We start from the raw sequence: 17613 nt of genomic DNA, 5'->3' as shown, positions 1-17613 counted from the left end.
TGCGCCCGGGGAGGAAATCGCCATGAAGATGCACGTGCTTTCGGGCGGCCGCCTGAGGATGAAGCGGCACGTCTACGAGCCTTCTGCCGACCGCAGCGAGACCATCGAGCTGCCGGTCTCCTCCATCCTGCTGCGCCACGCGCAGGGCAACGTGCTGTTCGACACCGGCTGCCACCCCTCGGTGGTGGATGATGCGGAAGCGCGCTGGGGCGGCGTGGCGCGGGCCATGACGCCGATCATGGGGCGTGAGGACAACGTGGTTTCGCAACTCGCCTGCGTGGGGCTCGGGGCCGGCGACATCGACGTGGTGGTCTGCTCCCATTTCCATCCCGACCATTGCGGCTGCAACGCCTTCTTCCGCAAGGCGACGGTGGTGGTCCACGCGGCCGAGCTCGCCGCCGCGAAGGCCGAGAATGCCGTGGCCGCGGGCTATCTGCCCGTGGAGTGGGACCAGCCAAATCCCATGGAGCTCATCGAGGGCGAGAAGGACCTGTTCGGCGACGGGCGGATTACGCTCATTCCCCTGCCGGGCCATACACCGGGCCTCATTGGCGCGCACGTTGCCCTCGATCGCGACGGTGCCTTCCTGCTGGCATCCGACGCGGTGAGCCTGAGGGCAAGCCTCGATACGGACGTGGTGCCGAAGAACACCTGGAACGTCGATCTGCATCACCGCTCCATCGCCGAGATCCGCAGGATCGAGGCTTCCGGCGCCACTGTCCTGTGCGGCCACGACGACGCCCAGTGGCAGACCCTCAGAAAAGGGGCCGACGCCTACGAATGAAGCGCAGCTCCGTTTCCCTTTTCATCTCACCCAAGGCGGATTTTCCATGGATCTCAATCTCAAGGGCAAGGTTGCGCTGGTCACGGGCGGGGCGCGCGACGTGGGGCGGGAAATCTCGCTCGCCCTCGCTGCCGAAGGCGCGACCGTCGCGCTGAACTATCGCAACTCCGCCGACGAGGCGCAGGCCGTCGTGGACGAGATCCGCGCGCGCGGCGGCGAGGCCAAGGCCTACAAGGCAGACGTTGCCGACTTCGCCGCCGTCAAGGCGATGGTCGAGGCCATCGTTTCCGATTTCGGCGGCCTGAACATCGTGGTCAACAATGCCGGCCTCGCCATCCGCCAGAAGTTCACCGATTCCACCGAGAAGGAATGGAAGGCGCAGATCGACACCTGCCTCTATGGCGCCATCCATCTCGCCCACGCGGCCGTCCCGCATCTGGAAAAGGCGGGCGACGGGCGCCTCATCGCCATCGTCGGCGACTCCTCGCGCGTGGGTGAATCCGGCCTCGCCATCGTGGCGGCGGCACGGGCGGGCACCATCGCCCTCATGAAGTCGCTGGCGCGGGAGCTGGGCCGCAGCGGCGTGACTGCCAATACGGTTTCGCTGGGGCTCGTCGAGACCGCGCACGACCGCTCGTGGGTGGAAGCCAATCGCGACAAGCTGACCAAATTCTATCCGCTGCGCCGCCTCGGCCAGCCGGAGGACATCGCGCCGACAGTTGCCCTGCTCGCCTCGCCCAAGGGGTCGTGGATCACCGGGCAGGTGATCTCCATCTCCGGCGGCTTCTGCATGGTGTGAGGACAGCCGCGCACAAGAACGCGGTCATCAACTGGGAGGAACGGATGCTCAAGGCGGATCTGATCGCTCCGGTGCCGGAGCTGTTGCGGCGGCATGCCACCGAGCGCGGCGACAAGGTCGCGTTCCGCGATGCCCGGCGATCGGTCACCTATGCCGAGCTGGAGCGGCGCACGGCGAATCTTGCGGGGCATCTCGCCGGCCTCGGCGTCGGTCCCGGCGATCGCGTGGCGATCCTGCTGCCGAACTCTGTCTCCTGGGTGGAGGCCTGCCTTGCCATCGTCCGGGCAGGGGCCGTCGCGGTGCCCATCAGTGCCGAGGCGGCGCCCGGAGAGGTGTCTTACCGCCTGTCCGACGCCGCGTGCCGGATCGTCATTACCACGGCCGCGCGCGCGCAGATGGTGGAGGCCTTGCGCGGCGAGGCGCCCAGCGTCACAGGCCTGCTGCTGGTGGAGGCCCCGGCCGGAGAGCTGCGCAGCTTCGAGGCGCTGGCGGAGCTGCCCTCCGCGACGACGGCCCGCGATCCCGCGGATATCGATGCGGCGGCCTTCATCATCTACACCTCCGGGACCACCGGACGTGCCAAGGGCGTGCTGCTCACCTGCCGCAGCATGCTGTGGGTGACGGCGGCGTGCTGGGGACCGGTCGTGGGGCTCAGCTGCGAGGACAACGTGCTCTCGCCGCTGCCCCTGTTCCATTCCTACGCCCTCAACTTCTCGGTGCTGTCCATCGTCGCCACGGGCGCCAGCGAGTACATCCTGGAGAAATACTCGACCCGCGAGGCCATGCGCCTGCTCGAAACCGGCGCGTTCACGGTCTTCCCCGGCGTGCCCACCATGTTCCACTATCTGATGGAGGCGGCGCAGGCCGAGGGGCTGACCTCCCTGCCGGGACTGCGCGTGTGCGTCTCCGCCGGCGCCATCATGCCGGCGACGCTGAACGCGGCGTTCGAAGGGGCCTTCGGCGTGCCTCTGCTGGATGGCTACGGCATCACCGAGACCTCCACCATGGTGACGATGAACGCGGCCTCGTCCGCGCGCGTCATGGGGTCGTGCGGTCTGCCCCTGCCGGGCGTCGCGCTGCGCATCGTCGATCCCGCGAGCCTGCGCGACCTGGACGCCGGACAGGAGGGCGAGCTGATCGTGCGCGGGCCGAACGTCATGCTCGGCTATCACAACAAGCCGGAGGAAACCGCCAAGGCCCTGCGCAACGGCTGGTACCACACCGGCGACCTCGCCCGCGCCGACCGCAACGGCTTCGTCACCATCACCGGCCGGCTCAAGGAGCTCATCATCCGCGGCGGGCAGAACATCGCCCCGGCGGAGATCGAGGAGGTGGTGCTACTGTTTAACGGCGTGCTCGACTGCGCGGTGGCGGGGGTGCCCCATCCCCAGCTCGGCGAGGTGCCGGCGCTGTATGTGGTGCCGCGGGACAGAAGCTTCGATGCCGACCTGTTGCTGGAGCACTGCCGGCACCACCTCTCGTCCTACAAAGTGCCCCACGTGGTGCATCAGGTGGACGAGATTCCGCGCACCGGCTCCGGAAAGATCATCCGCTTCCGGCTGAAGGAGATGGTGCAGGCGCTGCCCTGATCCGGCTGCATTTCTGCTTCGCGCGAAGCGTCGGGCGTCGGCTTCCTCGGAAGCCGGCGCCCGTTGCTATTCTGGCAGGTGATCGCCGATTCAGGCGGAGGCTCGCGCGGCCTCGACCAGTCGGAACAGCCGTTCCGGCGTCACCGGCAACGTGTCCACCTCGATGCCGAGGCCGGAGAGCGCGTCGGATACCGCATTGGCGATGGCGGCCGGCGCGCCGATGGTGCCGCCTTCGCCCATGCCCCGGAAACCGCCGATATTGTTCGGCAGCTCCGCTTCCACGTGCAGGATCTCGATCTGCGGCATGGTGCTGGCGATGGGCACGAGATAGTCGGCGAGGCTCGCGGTGAGCAATTGCCCGCCCTCGTCGTGCACGACCTCCTCCAGCAGCGCGGCGCCGATCCCCTGCGCCACGGCGCCATGCACCTGGCCGTCCACGATCAGCGGATTGATGATGCGCCCGCAATCCTCCGCCACGGCGAAGCGCCGCACCGAGACGGCAAAGGTGGCGGGGTCGATCTCCACCATGGCGAGGTGGGTCGAGGCGCAGGCCGTGCCGAGATAGGGATCGTAGCTTTCGGAAGCGACGAGATCCTCCCGCTGCTCGTGCGGGATGCGGCCCATCTGCGCATAGACCGCGTTGGCAACCTCCCGGAAGGTCATTGTTGCATTGGAGGAGCGGGCGCGGATGACGCCGCCTTCTGCGTCAAGGTCGTCCACCGGAACATCCATGAGGAAGGCGGCGGCCTTCAGCACCTTGGTCTTCACCACCCGGGCGGTCTTGGTGGCGGCGCCGCCGCCGAGCACGGCCGAGCGGCTGGCGTAGGTGCCCGTGCCCATGGGCACGAGGGCGCTGTCGCCGTGCTGGATCTCGATGTCCTCCATGCGGCAGCCCAGCTCGTCGGCCACCACCTGGGCCAGTGTCGTCTCCAGTCCCTGTCCGTGGGAGGAGATGCCGAACGCGGCGGTGACGGCGCCGGTCGCATCGATGCGGATGGAGGCGGACTCGGTGCCGGTATTGATGGGCATGCCCGGCGCCACCGCGATGCGCGAGCCGATGCCGGTCAGCTCGGCATAGCTTGCGAGCCCGATGCCGACCCAGCGGCCCTCGGCCCGCGCCGCATCGCGCTCGCGCACGAGGGCGGGATAATCCACCATCTCGCATACGCCGTGCAGGCATTCCTGAAAGGCCGAGCGATCCCAGATGATGCCGGAGCCGGTGCGGTAGGGAAATTCCTCGGCCGTGACGAGGTTGCGCCGGCGGATCTCGGCCGGGTCCATGCCGAGCCGGCGCGCGGCCATGTCCATCAGCCGTTCCATGGCGAAGGTGGAGGACGGGCGGCCGACGCCGCGATAGGGGCCTGTCGGCGGCTTGGGGGTGAGCACGCCGCGCACCCGGCCGCGATAATGCTCCATGCGGTAGGGGCCGGGCAGGAAGCTCACCACCTGCACCGGCTCCAGCGCTCCGGTCCAGGGATAGATGGAATAGGCGCCGATATCGCCGATCACGTCTGCCTTGAGGCCCAGGAGGTGTCCGTCCGCATCCACCGCCAGCTCCGCCTCGATGGTCTCGTCGAAGGCCTGGCTCATGGCGGTGAGGTCCTCCATGCGGTCGGCGACGAACTTCACCGGCCGTTCCAGCTTGCGCGCGAGCACGCAGACCAGCATCTCCTCATGGTTCAGCGAACCCTTGCCACCGAAGCTTCCGCCCACGTCGGGCGCCACCACGCGGATGCGGTTCCCCGGCAGGCCGAGGCAGGTGCCGAGCACGTCGCAGACGATGCCGGGGATGTTGGTCGAGGAATGCAGGGTCAGGGCCTGGCGACGGCGGTCCCACTCGGCGAGGTAGGAGCGGGTTTCCATGGGCATGGGCGTCTTGCGCGTCATGCGGAAGCGCCCCTTCACCACCACCGGCGCCGAAGCGATGGCCGCGTCCACATCGCCGCGGGCGAAGGTTCGGGAAATGATCACATTGGTGCCGGCCTCCTCATGGAGGAGCGGTGCGCCGTCCGCCGCCGCGTCATCCTTGGCGACGGCGACGGGCAATGGCTCGTAGTCGATGGAGATCAGCTCCAGCGCGTCCTCGGCGGCGTAGCGGCTTTCGGCCACCACGGCGACCACCGGCTCGCCCACGTAGCGCACCTTGCCCTCGGCAAGGGGCCGGAAGGGTGTCGCGTAATAGCCTTTCATGCGGGACGCGGGGATGGCGGGCTGGAAGTCGCCCGCGATGTCCCCCGCATCGAAGATGGCGAGGACGCCGGGCACCGCGAAGGCCTCGCCCACGTCTATGGAGCGGATGCGCGCATGGGGCTGGTCGCTGCGCAGCAGGGCGACGTGCAGCAGGCCCTGCGGGTTCATGTCGTCCACATAGCGGCCGGAGCCGGTGAGCAGGCGCGGGTCCTCGGTGCGCTTGATGCGCTGGCCCACCAGCTTGGGCCGCATTTCCACGGAGGCATCGAAGGCGGTCACGTCAGCGGCCCCCGTGCGCGTGCCAGCTCGCGCACCGCATCCACGATGTGCTGGTAGCCGGTGCAGCGGCAGATGTTGCCGGACAGGGCCTCGCGGATCTGGTCGTCGGTTTCCAGCGGGTGGTGGCGCAGCATGTCGGTGATGGTCATCAGGAAGCCCGGCGTGCAGAAGCCGCATTGCAGGCCGTGGTGATCGCGGAACGCCTGCTGCACGCGGCCAAGGTCGCCCATGCGGCCGAGCCCTTCCACCGTCTCGATGGTGGCGCCGTCCGCCTGGATGGCAAGGGTGAGGCAGGAGCGCGCGCTGCGCCCGTCCAGGAGGATGGTGCAGGCGCCGCACACCCCGTGCTCGCAGCCCACATGGGTTCCCGTGAGGCCGAGGTCGTGCCTGAGGAAATCGCTCAGCAGCAGGCGCGCGTCGACCGCGCGGGTCTGGGTCAGCCCGTTGACGGTGAGCGTGATGGTGGCGCGGTCTTCCATCAGGCCGGCTCCATATGCGCCTCGCGGGCGCGGTCCCAAGCCTCGGCGAGGGCGCGGCGGGCGAGCGCACCGGCGAGATGGCGGCGATAGTCGGCGGAGGCGTTGAGGTCGGAGTTGGGCGCCAGGGATGCCTTGAGCCGCGCGACCGCCTCGTCGAACGCTTCGGCGGTGCCTTCGCGGCCCTCGAGGGCTGCCTCCACATCGCTCAGCCGCAGAGCGGTGTCGGCGATGCCCATCATGGCGATGCGCACGTTGCGCGCCCGCCCGTCCCTGCGTTCCATGAGCACGGCGACGGCTGCCAGCGCATAGTCGCCGTGGCGGCGGGAAAACTCTTCGAAGGCCCAGCCGGTGCCGTCCGCGGGTATGGCGAGATCGACAGCCGTGACCATCTCGTCCGGCTCCAGCGCGGTGGCAAGGGAGCCCGTGAGGAAGTCCCGCGCCGGCATGGCGCGCGTGCCGCGCGGGGAAGCGATATGGACGGTGCCGTCGAGCAGCAGCGTCATCATGGGCATCTCGGCGGCGGGGTCGGCGTGACAGACGCTGCCGCAGAAGGTGCCGCGGTTGCGCACGGTGAGATGCGCCACATGCGTCATGGCGGCGTGCAGCACCGGAATGTGCCGGGCCACCAGCGCGTCCTGTGCGGTCACGCGGTGGCGCACCAGCGCGCCGAGCCGCAGCGTGCCGGCTTCGAGGGTGATGCGGTCGAGGTCGGGGATGCGGTTGATGTCCACCAGAACCGACGGCTTCACCAGGCGAAAATTCATCATGGGCATGAGGCTCTGCCCGCCGGCGAGCACCTTGCTGTCGCCGCCTGCGCCCGCAAGCGCCTGCACCGCGTGAGCGATGCTTTCGGCGCGCACATAATCGAACCGGGCGGGCTTCATCGGCGCATTTCCGGCATGTCGGTTTCCGTTCCCTAGTGACTTGCATTATTAGACTATGTTAATCGGTGTCAAGCTGCCCGGGCCAGAGGCGGCATGCGTTGAAGGACGTAAGGGAGCCCCACGCCATGAAGATCAAAGCCGCCGTCCTGCGCAGCATGGGCGCGCAGATGCCTTACGCGCAGAGCCAGCCGCTCCATATCGAGGAGGTCGAACTCGATCGTCCCGGCCGGGACGAGGTCTTGGTGAAGATCGCAGCCGCGGGCCTGTGCCATTCGGATCTTTCCGTCATCAACGGCAGCCGGCCGCGGCCGATGCCGATGGCCATCGGCCATGAGGCGGCGGGCGTGGTGGTCGAGGCCGGCGACGGGGTGTACGACCTCAAGCCGGGCGATCACGTGGTCATGGTGTTCATGCCCAGTTGCGGCCATTGCCAGCCTTGCTCGCAGGGGCGGCCGGCCCTGTGCGAGCCAGGCGCGGTGGCCAACGGCAAGGGAGAGCTGCTGACCGGCGCGATCCGGCTGCACGAGGGCGAGGAGACCATCCATCATCATCTGGGATGCTCGGCCTTCGCCGACCATGCGGTCGTGTCGCGCCGCTCATTGGTTCGAATAGACAAGGATATCCCCCTCGACGTGGCGGCGCTGTTCGGCTGCGCGGTGCTCACGGGGGTCGGGGCCGTGGTGAACACCGCCCGTGTCCAGGCCGGCGAGACCGTGGCTGTCGTCGGTCTCGGCGGCGTGGGTCTCGCCGCCGTCCTCGGGGCTCTGGCGGCGGGCGCCGCACGGGTGGTCGCGGTGGACCTTTCGCCGGAAAAGCTTCAGCTCGCAAGGGACCTCGGCGCCACCGGCGTCGTCGATGCCCGCGCCCCCGACGCCATCGAGCAGGTACGGGCGCTCACCGGCGGCGGCGCTGATTTCGTGTTCGAGTTCGCCGGCGCCGCGCGGGCGCTGGAGAATGCCTACAGGATGACCAAGCGCGGCGGCACCACCGTCACCGCCGGCCTGCCGCCGCCGGATGCCGTTCTGCCGGTGAACATCGTCAGTCTCGTTGCGGAAGAGCGCACGGTGAAGGGCAGCTATATCGGCACCTGCGTGCCGGTGCGCGACGTGCCGCGCTACATCGAGCTCTACAAGGCCGGCCGCCTGCCGGTTGACCGCCTCATGAGCGGGCGCATCCCGCTCCAAGACATCAACGAAGGCTTCGATCGGCTGCATGATGGTTCCGTCGTGCGCCTCGTCGTGGACTTCCCGGGCTGAGAGGGCGCCATGACCGACAAGAATTCCGCCGCGACGCTCGGCAACGGCATCGAGGACGATCTGGAGATCAAATACCTCTGCCTCGGCGGCATCGACACGCCAGCCTGAAGCGGAAGGAGACACGCACATGGACATGAGCGGCGAACAGCGCATCCCGGCCCCCCGCGAGGTGGTCTGGCAGGCACTCAACGATCCGGAGATCCTGAAGCTCTGCATCCCGGGCTGCCAGGAACTGGTGAAGAGCTCCGACACGCAGATGAGTGCGAAGGTGGTGCTCAAGGTGGGCCCGGTGAGCGCGCGGTTCGAAGGTGCGGTGACACTCTGCGACCTCGATCCGCCGAACAGCTACCGCATCCGCGGCGAAGGACAGGGCGGCATGGCAGGCTTCGCCAAGGGCGAGGCGATGGTGCGTCTGGAGGCGGATGGCGACGGGACAATCCTGCGCTACGAGGTCGAGGCCCAGGTCGGCGGCAAGCTCGCCCAGCTCGGCGCTCGGCTCATCGACGCGACGGCGAAGCAGATGTCCGGAGCCTTCTTCAAGCGCTTTGCCCAGGAGATCGTCGCGCGCCGGGACGAAGGGAAGGCGGACGCAGGGAAGGCGGACGCGCCGGCGACGTCTGCGATGTCTGGGACGGCGTCCAGCGCACCACCCCGTGCCACCGCTGCGCTCGGCGCATTGCCTGCCGCGGCACCCGCGCCTGAGGCAAGTCCGGGCGCAGTCCGTCTCGCCGGACTCGGCATCGTCGCTGCTGCGCTCGTGGCGTCGGCCTATTTTCTTTCCGGATCCATGGTCGACGGGCAGAGCGGCCAACTCGGCACCTCCCCCGACTTTGCCGGGGCGGTGATCCTCATCCTGACCGCGAGCTTGGGCTACCTCTTCGGCCGCCTCCAGGGCGCCGTGTCGACCGTCGTCACGATCAGGCACGAGGCAGGTTGAGCTGCCTGAGCTGTCGCGTGCCACTCGTGAAGGGCTCTCAACCGACACATTCGCCGAACGGCCCCGCCAGGGACGCGCCGCTCAGCGCGCCAGATAGCCGCCGTCCACCGCCAGCACGTGGCCGGTCACCATGGCCGCCATGTCGCTCGCCAGGAACAGGATGGCGTCGGCCACCTCCTCCGCCTCGGCGATGCGGCCGAGAGGCATCAGGCGCTCGATGGCGGACAGGGTCTCGCGGTCCTCCATCAGCGCGCCGATGAAGGGTGTGCGCACCCAGGTGGGGGCCACCGCATTCACCCGGATGCCTTGCGGCGCCAGCTCCACCGCGAGCCCGCGGGTGAAGTTCACCACCGCGCCCTTGCTGGCCTGATAGGCCGGGTTGGGATAGGGCCCGCCGCCCCGCAGGCCCATGATGGAGGCGACATTGACGATGGCGCCGCCACCTTTCGCCTTCTCCCCGCCTGCCCCCATGGCCGGCACCGCGGCGCGGGCGCACAGGAAGGCGCCGGTGACGTTGACGGCGAACACCTTCTCCCATTCGCCGAGGCTCAGCTCGCCCACCCCCTTGCGGATGGACAGGCCCGCGCTGTTGACGAGGATGTCGAGCCGGCCGTGCTGCTGCGCCACCGCCGAAAAGCCGGCGCTCACCGCCGCCTCGTTCGTGACGTCGAGTTCGAGGGGGCTGCCCTCGAGAATTGCTGCCGCCCGCTGAGCCGCCGCGCCGTCGCGATCGGCCACCACCACGTGCGCCCCGGCCTCGCCCAGCGCCTGCGCGGCGGCAAGTCCGATGCCGCTCGCCCCGCCTGTCACCACCGCGACCCGCCCGGTCAGATCGAGCCTGCCCGCCATCGTTCCTCCCCGCCCGTCCGGGCTCTCATGCATCCCGGCCGCAGTGATAGGCCAAGCCCGCGCAAGCCTCCAGCCGCTGGGATGGAAGACAGGCCGGTTTCAAACTAGAACATGGCCGCAGATCGCAAGCGGCGGAGCCATGGACACGCGCGACCAAGCCGACGGAACAGGCGACGCCACCGGGCAGCGGCCGGAGACGGCCGGCGCAAACGCCCGCCGCGCCCGGGAGGTTGCCGCCGCGCTACCGGCGCGCCTGCCCCGGCATTCCGCCTTGATCGTGGGGCTCGTCTCCACCGGCGCCTTCGTCGGCCAGCTGGACGCCACCATCGTGCAGCTTGCGCTGCCGACCCTGGCGCGCACCTTCGATGCGCCGCTGGAGCACGTGAGCTGGGTGTCCCTCGCCTATCTCGTCGCCTTCGCCGCCTGCCTGCCGGTGTTCGGGCGGCTGTGCCAGATGTATGGCCGCAAGACGCTTTATCTTGCAGGCTATGTCCTGTTCGTCGGGGCCAGCGCGCTGTGTGCCATGGCGCCCGATCTCGGTTCCCTCATCGCCGCACGGGTGGCCCAGGGCATGGGCGGCGCGCTGCTCGGGGCCAACAGCATCGCCATCCTCGTCAGCTCGGTTCCCGAGGAAAGCCGCGGCCGCGCGCTCGGCGTCTTCGCCGCCGCCCAGGCGGTGGGCATGAGCGCCGGGCCGGCGGTGGGCGGCGTGGTCCTCGGCCTTTTCGGCTGGCCGTGGATCTTCTGGCTGACGGTACCGTTCGGGATCGTCGCGGCCGCCGTGGGCTGGCTCGCCTTGCCGCAGACGGGCGGCACCCGGGCGGACCAGGGATTCGACTGGATGGGCGCGCTGCTGCTCGCGCCCGCCCTGGTGCTGCTGGTGCGCGCGCTGAACCATGCGGCCGCCTGGGGCCTCACCTCGGTCGAGACGCTGGGCAGCTTCGCCGCCGCGGCGCTGCTCTTCGCTGTGCTGGTGCGGCAGGAGCGCCGCGCGCCCTCCCCCCTCGTCGATCTGCGGCTGTTCGCAAGCCCCGGCTTCTCCCCCGGCGCCGCGGCGGTGGTGCTGGCCTATGCCATGCTCTACGCCATGTTCTTCCTCATGTCCTTCCTGCTGGAGCACGGCTATGGCGACCGGGCATGGGCGGCCGGGGCGCGGCTCGCCATCATCCCCGTGGTGCTGGGGATCGTGGCACCGTTCAGCGGGGGCTTGAGCACGCGGCTCGGGATCCGGGTGCTCGGCCTCGCCGGCATGGGCCTGTGCGGTCTCGCCCTCGCCCTGCTTTCCATCGTGCTCGCCGATCCGGACGCGAACCGGATGCTCGATTCCGTGGCCTTCGCCGTGTTCGGCGCAGGGCTCGGCCTGTTCGTCGCGCCCAACAACCACGCCACCCTCGCCGCCGCGCCGACCGCCCTCGCCACGCAGGCGGGGGCGCTGCTCAATCTCATGCGCGTGCTGGGCACCAGCCTCGGCGTCGCCGGTGCCACGTCCACCCTCTCGCTCGGCATTGCGGGCGCGATCGGGCGCCATGCCGACACCCCCGTCACCGGGCCAGCGCTGATCGTGGCGGTGGAATCCGGGCTGGCGCTGGTGGCCGCCATGGCCTTTGCGGCCGCCCTGCTGTGTGTCGTCCGGCGCCGGCCCGCGCCACAAGCTTGAGATGCGGCGCGCCGGGTCGCAGCGTCAGGCGGCGGGCGGGCGGTTGTAGCCCGGCGGGCGGGTGCGTTCGAAGGCGCAGGCGGCGCGCACCACATCGTCCTCGCGATGGGAGCGCCCGACGATCTGCAGGCCGATGGGCATGCCCTCGCTCGACAGACCGGCGCACACCGCGCCAGCCGGCTGGCCGGTGAGGTTGAAGGGATAGGTGTAGAACACCCACGACACGAGGTTGCGGTCCTCCAGCCCCTCCGGCAGGTTTCGCCCGGCTTCGAGCGCACTCACCGGCAGCACCGGAGAGATGAGGAGGTCGTAGGTCTCGAAGAAGCCGCGCATCTTCTCGCGCAGGGCATAGCGCTCGAACACGCTGGCGTAATAGCCCTTCATCTCCTGCGACAAGGCGGGCGCCAGAATGTCCGCCACCGCCGGGTCCAGCAGGTCGCGGCGGTTCTCCAGCACGTCGCGCAGGCGGGTGCCGACACCGGCATAGAATTCCGCCGTCCACAGGTCCGCAGGATCGGTGTCGAACACCTGCTCCACCAGATCGACGCGGCAGCCCAGCTGCTCGAACACGGCTGCTGCGGCATCGGTGGCGGCGCGCACCTCCGCCGTCGGGCGGGCATAGCCGAAGGTGGGGCTGTAGGCGACGCGCATCCCCGCCACCGAGGCCTCGGCGGCGCCCAGCACGTCCGGCACGGGACCCGCGACGGCGAACGGATCGCGCCGGTCGAACCCCGCCACCGCCGCGAACAGCAGAGCGGCGTCGGCCATGGAGCGGGCGATGGGGCCCACATGGGCCAGCGTCGGCGTCGCCGAGGTGGGCCACACCGGCACCCGGCCGAACTGGCCCTTGAGCCCCGACAGGCCGGAGAGGGCGCAGGGAATGCGGATGGAGCCGCCGCCGTCGGTGCCCAGGGCAAACGGCGTGACGCCGGCTGCCACCGAGGCCGCCGCGCCGGCGCTCGACCCGCCGGGGGTCATGGCAAGGTTCCAGGGATTGCGGGTGATGCCGGTGAGCGGGCTGTCGCCGATGGGCTTGCAGCCGAACTCGCTGGTGGTGGTCTTGCCGATGAGGATGGCGCCGGCCGCCCTGGCGCGCTCCACGGCGGGGGCGTCCACCTGGGCGATGTTGTCGGCCATGGCGCGCGAGCCGGAGGCGTAGCGCATGCCCTTCACCGCCATCAGGTCCTTGGCGGAAAAGGGCAGCCCGTGCAGCAGGCCGAGCGGCGCGCCGGCCATCACCGCATCCTCCGCGACGCGCGCCTGCGCCATCGCCTCGTCCGCCATGAGCACGCAGAAGGCGTTCAGCGTCGCCTGCGTCGCCTCCGCCTTGTCGAGGGCGCGGCGCGTCAGCTCGACGGGAGAGACCTCGCGCCGGGCCACCAGCGCGCGCAAGGCGTGGGCGCTGAGAAAGTCGAGCTGGTCGGCGGCAGGCATGGGCGGCGTCCCGTCAGGAGGAGGAAGAGCGCCGCCGGACGGCAGGCAGTTGCCGTCCGGCGGCCCCATACGTCTCGGTCAGGGCGAGAGACGTATCGCGTCAATCGACGATGGCGAAGGCGCGCACCGGCGAGCCCGAGCCGCCCTTGAACTTCAGGGGCACGCCGAAGAACTGGAACTCGCCCTTGCCAATGAGCTGCTCGAGGTTGACCAGCCACTCCCAGTGGCTGACGCCCAGCTCGCGGCACAGGCGGTGCTGAGCGAAGATGTTGTCGGTGGGCTTGTCGGTGGAGGGGCCCTCGACGCCGTGCATCTTGGAGCCGCGCTCGTAGAGCCACCTGGTGGCCTCCACGGTGAGCAGCGGGTTCTTCCACACCGAGTCGAGGCTCGGATAGTTGCGCTTGTGGAAGCCGGTGCACATCAGCACGATGTGCCCGTCCACCTTCACGCCCGCGGCCGCCTCGGCCTTCTCCATGTCCTCGACGGTGATGTCGCCGAGGTCGGGGATGTGGGTGAGGTCGAAGCACACCGCCTTGCCCATGAACATCTCCAGCGGCATCTCGTCGATGGCGAGGCCGTCGGGCTTCACATGGCGGAAGGCGTCCACATGGGTGCCCACGTGGTCCAGCGTGGCGATGAAATTGGTCTGGAAGGTCATGGCGTCGCCGGGCACGCCGAGGTCGAGCGCCTTGGAGCTCTCATGGCTCATGTGGACGGTGATGACCGGCCGCTGGAAGAGCTTGTGGGCCGGCATGTTGTCTTCGATGAGGAGGCTGAGGTCGATCACTTTGGACATGACGTCTCCTTGGACTTCGAGGATGTGCGGGAGGATCGGCGGTCTCTGGGCGCTCAGGCGGCGGGCTTCTTGCGCCCGAGAAAGGCCTCCATCACCTCCGGGTCGCGGGCGAGCTCCGCGCTCGGTCCCGAGCGGGCGACGCGGCCGTTGGCGATGACATAGGCGTGGTCGGCGATGGCGAGGGCGTAGGAGGCGAGCTGCTCCACCAGGAGGATGGTGAGGCCCGCCTTGTTCAGCTGGGTCAGCACGCCCATCAGCTGGTCCACGATCTTGGGCGCGAGGCCGAGCGACAGCTCGTCGATGACGAGCAGCTCCGGCTCCGCCATCAGGCCGCGGGCGATGGCCAGCATCTGCTGCTCGCCGCCGGACATGGAGCCGGCCTGCTGGCCGAGGCGCTCGCGCAGGCGCGGGAACAGCTCCAGCACCCGCTCGCGGGTCGCCTTGGCCCGCGCCGACTTCAGCCCGCCGTGGACGTAGGCGCCGAGGATGAGGTTGTCCTCCACGCTCTGGTCCGGGAAGATCAGCCGGCCCTCGGGCACCATCACCAGGCCGCGCGCCACCTTGGCGTGGGCGCCCATGCGGGTGGTGTCGGCGCCGCGGAACAGCACCTTGCCGCCCGAGGGCGCGACGAGGCCGGTGGCGCCCTTCACCATGGAGGACTTGCCGGCGCCGTTGTTGCCGATCACCGCCACCAGCTGGCCGCGCCGCACGGTGAGGGAGATGTCGCGCACCGCCACCGCCGCGCCGTAGCGCAGCTCCATGGACTTGATGTCGAGCAGGATGTCGTCGGCTTGAGATGGGGTCATGCCGAGGCCTCCGCATGGCCGGAAGAGGTGCCGAAATAGGCCTCGATCACCCGCGGGTCGTCCTGCACCACGGCCGGCGCGTCGGAGGCGATGACCTGGCCGTAGTCCAGCACGGTCACCGTGTCGGCCACCGCCATGATGAGCTCCACGTGATGCTCGATGAGCAGCACCGAGATGCCGAGGCCGGCGATGCGGCGGATCATGGCCTCCAGCTCGTCGATCTCCTGGGTGGTGAGGCCGGCGGCGGGCTCGTCGAGCAACAGGAGGCGGGGCCGCGGCGCCAGCGCGCGGGCGATCTCGAGCCGCCGCTGCAGGCCGAACGGCAGGAAGCGCGCCTCCTCGTTGGCATAGGCATCGAGGCCGACGAAGGCGAGGAGGCCGATGGCGGCGCGCCGGCATTCCTCCTCCTGCCGGCGCATGGACGGCGTGCGCAGGAGGGCGGCGGGAAGGCCGTAGGTGAGGCGCTGCTGGTAGCCCACCATCACGTTCTCCAGCACGCTCATGCCGGAGAACAGCTCGGTGTTCTGGAAGGTGCGCGACAGGCCGACGCGGGCGATCTCGTGCGAGCGCCGGCCGGCGAGCTGGATGCCGTCGAGCTCGAACCCGCCTTCGGTGGGCTGGTAGAAGCCGGAGATGGTGTTGACGAAGGTGGACTTGCCGGCGCCGTTCGGCCCGATCAGCGCATGCACCTCCCCGGGCTTCACCCGGAGCGAGGCGGCGCTGAGCGCCGTGAGGCCCCCGAAGCGCACCGTCAGGTCCCGCGCCACCATCTCCGAGCGCTGCGTCCCGGCGGGCTGGGCAAGGCTCTGCGCCGCCGGGAGGCCCTCGGCCGGGTCCACCGCCCGGGCGGGCGGGCGCAGCCGCTTCAGGCCGAGGGCGAGCGAGCCCATGATGCCGCGCGGCATCACGAACATCACCGTCAGCAGCAGCGCGCCATAGGCGAACTTCTGCCACACCGCGAACTGCTGCAGATATTCCGGCAGGTAGGTGAGGATATAGGCGCCGATCAGCGGCCCGAAGGTGGAGGCGGCCCCGCCGAGGATCACCATCAGCAGGAAGCGCACGCTGTCGGAGAAGGTGAAGATGTCCGGCGAGATGTAGGAATTGAGGAAGGCGTAGAAGGTGCCGGCGAGGCCCGCCGTCACCGAGGCCACCACGAAGGCGAGGGTGCGCAGCGCCGTGGCGTCGATGCCCAGCGCCCGCGCCGCCGTCTCGCTCTCGGACACCGCGATCATCGCTCGGCCGAAGCGCGACACCTTGAGATTGTGCGCCCCCGCCGTGGCGAGGAACAGCACCACGGCCAGCACCCCGTAGAAGGCATAGCCGGTGAGCCGGATGCCGAACACGTTGGGCGAGGGAATGGAGGTGATGCCGGTGGTGCCGCCGGTCATGGACTGCCACTCGATGGCGACATTCTCCACGATGATGCCGAAGGCGATGGTGACCACCGCGAGATAGACGCCGCGGACCTTCACCGTGGGATAGGCCAGGAGCACGCCGAACACGCCCGCCACAAGCGCCGCCACGAGGCTCGCCGATATCATGTCGAAGCCGAGCCGGGTGGCGACGATGGCGCCGGTGTAGGAGCCGAGCGCGAACAGCCCGGCCTGCCCCAGCGATACGAGGCCGGTGAGACCCACCAGCACGTTCAGCCCCACGGCGATGATGCCGTAGATGAGGAACAGCATGAAAAGGCGCAGCTCGTACTCGTTGCCCGAGGCGAGCGGCACCGCCACCAGGATGACGGCGAAGAGCGCGAAGCCGAGGAGGGTGAGGTGTTTCATACCTTCGCCACCTCCCGCTTGCCGAACAGGCCCTGGGGGAAGACCAGGAGGGTCACGATCATCAGCGAGAAGCCGATGATCTCGCGCGCGGCGGTGGAGATGTAGCCCTCGACGAACTTCTCCATGACGCCATAGGCGAGGCCGGTGATGACCACGCCCGGCGCCGAGGTGATGCCGCCGATGATGGCGACGGCGAAGCCCTTGAGGCCCGGCAGCACGCCCATGGTGGAGGAGGCCTGCACCACGGGGGCCACCAGCACGCCGGCGGCGGCGCCGAGAAGGCCGGCGAGGGCGAAGGAGAAGGCCACCACCATGTTCACGTTGATGCCCATGAGGGCCGCGGCATTCTTGTTGTGGGCGACGGCGCGCATGGCGCGGCCGATGAGGGTGTGGCGCTGGAGCGCGTTGAGCCCCACCATGGCGAGGAGCGCGCAGACCGGGATGGCGAGCTCCTGCGGATAGACGCCGGCGCCGAAGATGTGGAGCGAGGAGACGATGCCCGGCGACGGCAGCGGGCGGGCATAGCCCTGGGTCTCGATGGTGGCGACGCTCTCCAGCATGATGCCCACGGCGATGGTGGTGAGCATCCAGCCCACCGAATTCTGTTGGCCGAGGAAGGGCCGCACCGCGATGCGCTCCAGCACCAGGCCGAACAGGGCGCCGGCGAGCACGGCGACGAGGCAGGCAAGGGCGAGCGGCAGGCCCGCAGCGAGGAGATAGACGGCGAACAGGCCGCCGATCATCAGCGTGTCGCCATGGGCGAAGTTCACCGCCTTGGCCGACGACCACATGATGTGGAAGCCGAGCGCCACCAGCGCATAGATGCCGCCGATGGCGAGGCCCGAGAGAATGTATTGCACCACCGAGGTCATGACGCTTGGACCTTGCGGACGAAGCCCGTGACGCCGGGCGGGAAGCGGGAAAATCCGGTCGGATGGCCCCGCGCGGCCGAACGCTCCGCCCGGGAAGAGGTCGGGGAGGGGCCAGTCCTCCCCGACCGGAGCGGACAGGGACCAGGCCCATGACCCCTGCCCTGCCCACCCGCGTCACCCTTGACCCCTGCCGGCACTGCCGGCCAAGGGCGAAGGGG

Annotated in this window: 15 protein-coding genes; 6 read left to right on the top strand and 9 right to left on the bottom strand. The window is 69.7% G+C overall.

Features of this window, described 5'->3' with window-relative positions:
• Positions 1-22: 22 nt before the first annotated feature.
• The 3 genes from ABLE93_RS20585 to ABLE93_RS20575 are packed head-to-tail and all read left to right on the top strand — an operon-like array spanning position 23 to position 3172.
• Entirely contained in the window at positions 23-784 is a 762-nt protein-coding gene (locus tag ABLE93_RS20585; protein ID WP_348841702.1) for an N-acyl homoserine lactonase family protein, read from the top strand.
• Positions 785-830: 46 nt separating this feature from the next.
• Positions 831-1583, top strand: coding sequence for an SDR family NAD(P)-dependent oxidoreductase (locus ABLE93_RS20580; RefSeq protein WP_348841701.1), 753 nt, complete (start codon positions 831-833; stop codon positions 1581-1583).
• Positions 1584-1627: 44 nt separating this feature from the next.
• A complete protein-coding gene (locus ABLE93_RS20575) occupies positions 1628-3172 on the top strand; it encodes a class I adenylate-forming enzyme family protein (protein ID WP_348841700.1) in 1545 nt (514 codons plus the stop codon).
• A gap of 90 nt (positions 3173-3262) precedes the next feature.
• On the opposite strand, the gene ABLE93_RS20570 is transcribed toward ABLE93_RS20575, so the two are convergent.
• The 3 genes from ABLE93_RS20570 to ABLE93_RS20560 are packed head-to-tail and all read right to left on the bottom strand — an operon-like array spanning position 3263 to position 7004.
• Positions 3263-5614: a xanthine dehydrogenase family protein molybdopterin-binding subunit gene (locus tag ABLE93_RS20570; protein WP_348841749.1), complete on the bottom strand. Its 2352-nt coding sequence runs from the start codon at positions 5612-5614 to the stop codon at positions 3263-3265.
• 23 nt (positions 5615-5637) lie between these two features.
• Positions 5638-6120 carry a (2Fe-2S)-binding protein gene (locus ABLE93_RS20565; RefSeq protein WP_237356197.1) on the bottom strand — a complete coding sequence of 161 codons (483 nt, stop codon included), beginning with the start codon at positions 6118-6120 and terminating at the stop codon, positions 5638-5640.
• Positions 6120-7004 (bottom strand): FAD binding domain-containing protein, encoded by an 885-nt coding sequence (locus tag ABLE93_RS20560; RefSeq protein ID WP_348841699.1) that lies wholly within the window; start codon positions 7002-7004, stop codon positions 6120-6122. The genes ABLE93_RS20565 and ABLE93_RS20560 overlap by 1 nt, the downstream gene beginning before the upstream one ends.
• A gap of 125 nt (positions 7005-7129) precedes the next feature.
• Here ABLE93_RS20560 and ABLE93_RS20555 point away from each other — a divergent pair, with 125 nt between their 5' ends.
• A complete protein-coding gene (locus tag ABLE93_RS20555) occupies positions 7130-8260 on the top strand; it encodes a zinc-dependent alcohol dehydrogenase family protein (protein ID WP_348841698.1) in 1131 nt (376 codons plus the stop codon).
• Positions 8261-8387: 127 nt separating this feature from the next.
• A complete protein-coding gene (locus tag ABLE93_RS20550; protein WP_348841697.1) occupies positions 8388-9197 on the top strand; it encodes an SRPBCC family protein in 810 nt (269 codons plus the stop codon).
• Between the two features lie 81 nt (positions 9198-9278).
• Here ABLE93_RS20550 and ABLE93_RS20545 read toward each other — a convergent pair whose 3' ends face one another.
• Positions 9279-10046 (bottom strand): SDR family NAD(P)-dependent oxidoreductase, encoded by a 768-nt coding sequence (locus tag ABLE93_RS20545; RefSeq protein WP_348841696.1) that lies wholly within the window; start codon positions 10044-10046, stop codon positions 9279-9281.
• A gap of 139 nt (positions 10047-10185) precedes the next feature.
• On the opposite strand from ABLE93_RS20545, the gene ABLE93_RS20540 reads away from it, so the two are divergent.
• The gene (locus tag ABLE93_RS20540; RefSeq protein WP_348841695.1) at positions 10186-11703 is read left to right on the top strand and encodes an MFS transporter; all 1518 of its coding nucleotides are present in this window, start codon (positions 10186-10188) and stop codon (positions 11701-11703) included.
• Positions 11704-11727: 24 nt separating this feature from the next.
• On the opposite strand, the gene ABLE93_RS20535 is transcribed toward ABLE93_RS20540, so the two are convergent.
• The 5 genes from ABLE93_RS20535 to ABLE93_RS20515 all read right to left on the bottom strand — a co-directional run bounded on the left by ABLE93_RS20535 (position 11728) and on the right by ABLE93_RS20515 (position 17395).
• Positions 11728-13137, bottom strand: a complete 1410-nt coding sequence (locus ABLE93_RS20535) for an amidase family protein (RefSeq protein WP_348841694.1) — start codon at positions 13135-13137, stop codon at positions 11728-11730.
• 100 nt (positions 13138-13237) lie between these two features.
• Complete coding sequence (locus tag ABLE93_RS20530; protein ID WP_348841693.1) at positions 13238-13933, bottom strand: cyclase family protein; 696 nt, start codon at positions 13931-13933, stop codon at positions 13238-13240.
• A 53-nt stretch (positions 13934-13986) separates the two neighbouring features.
• On the bottom strand, positions 13987-14739 hold the full coding sequence (locus ABLE93_RS20525) for an ABC transporter ATP-binding protein (RefSeq protein WP_348841692.1): 753 nt from the start codon (positions 14737-14739) through the stop codon (positions 13987-13989).
• Positions 14736-16523 carry a branched-chain amino acid ABC transporter ATP-binding protein/permease gene (locus tag ABLE93_RS20520; RefSeq protein WP_348841691.1) on the bottom strand — a complete coding sequence of 596 codons (1788 nt, stop codon included), beginning with the start codon at positions 16521-16523 and terminating at the stop codon, positions 14736-14738. Before ABLE93_RS20520 ends, ABLE93_RS20525 begins: the two co-directional genes overlap by 4 nt.
• Positions 16520-17395 (bottom strand): branched-chain amino acid ABC transporter permease, encoded by an 876-nt coding sequence (locus ABLE93_RS20515; RefSeq protein WP_348841690.1) that lies wholly within the window; start codon positions 17393-17395, stop codon positions 16520-16522. The genes ABLE93_RS20520 and ABLE93_RS20515 overlap by 4 nt, the downstream gene beginning before the upstream one ends.
• Positions 17396-17613 lie beyond the last annotated feature (218 nt).

Origin of the sequence: Xanthobacter pollutisoli, assembly GCF_040044995.1 — a bacterium.
Lineage (GTDB): Bacteria > Pseudomonadota > Alphaproteobacteria > Rhizobiales > Xanthobacteraceae > Xanthobacter.
The sequence above is the reverse complement of the archived record's forward strand: the minus strand, read 5'-3'. Positions and strand labels throughout refer to the sequence as shown.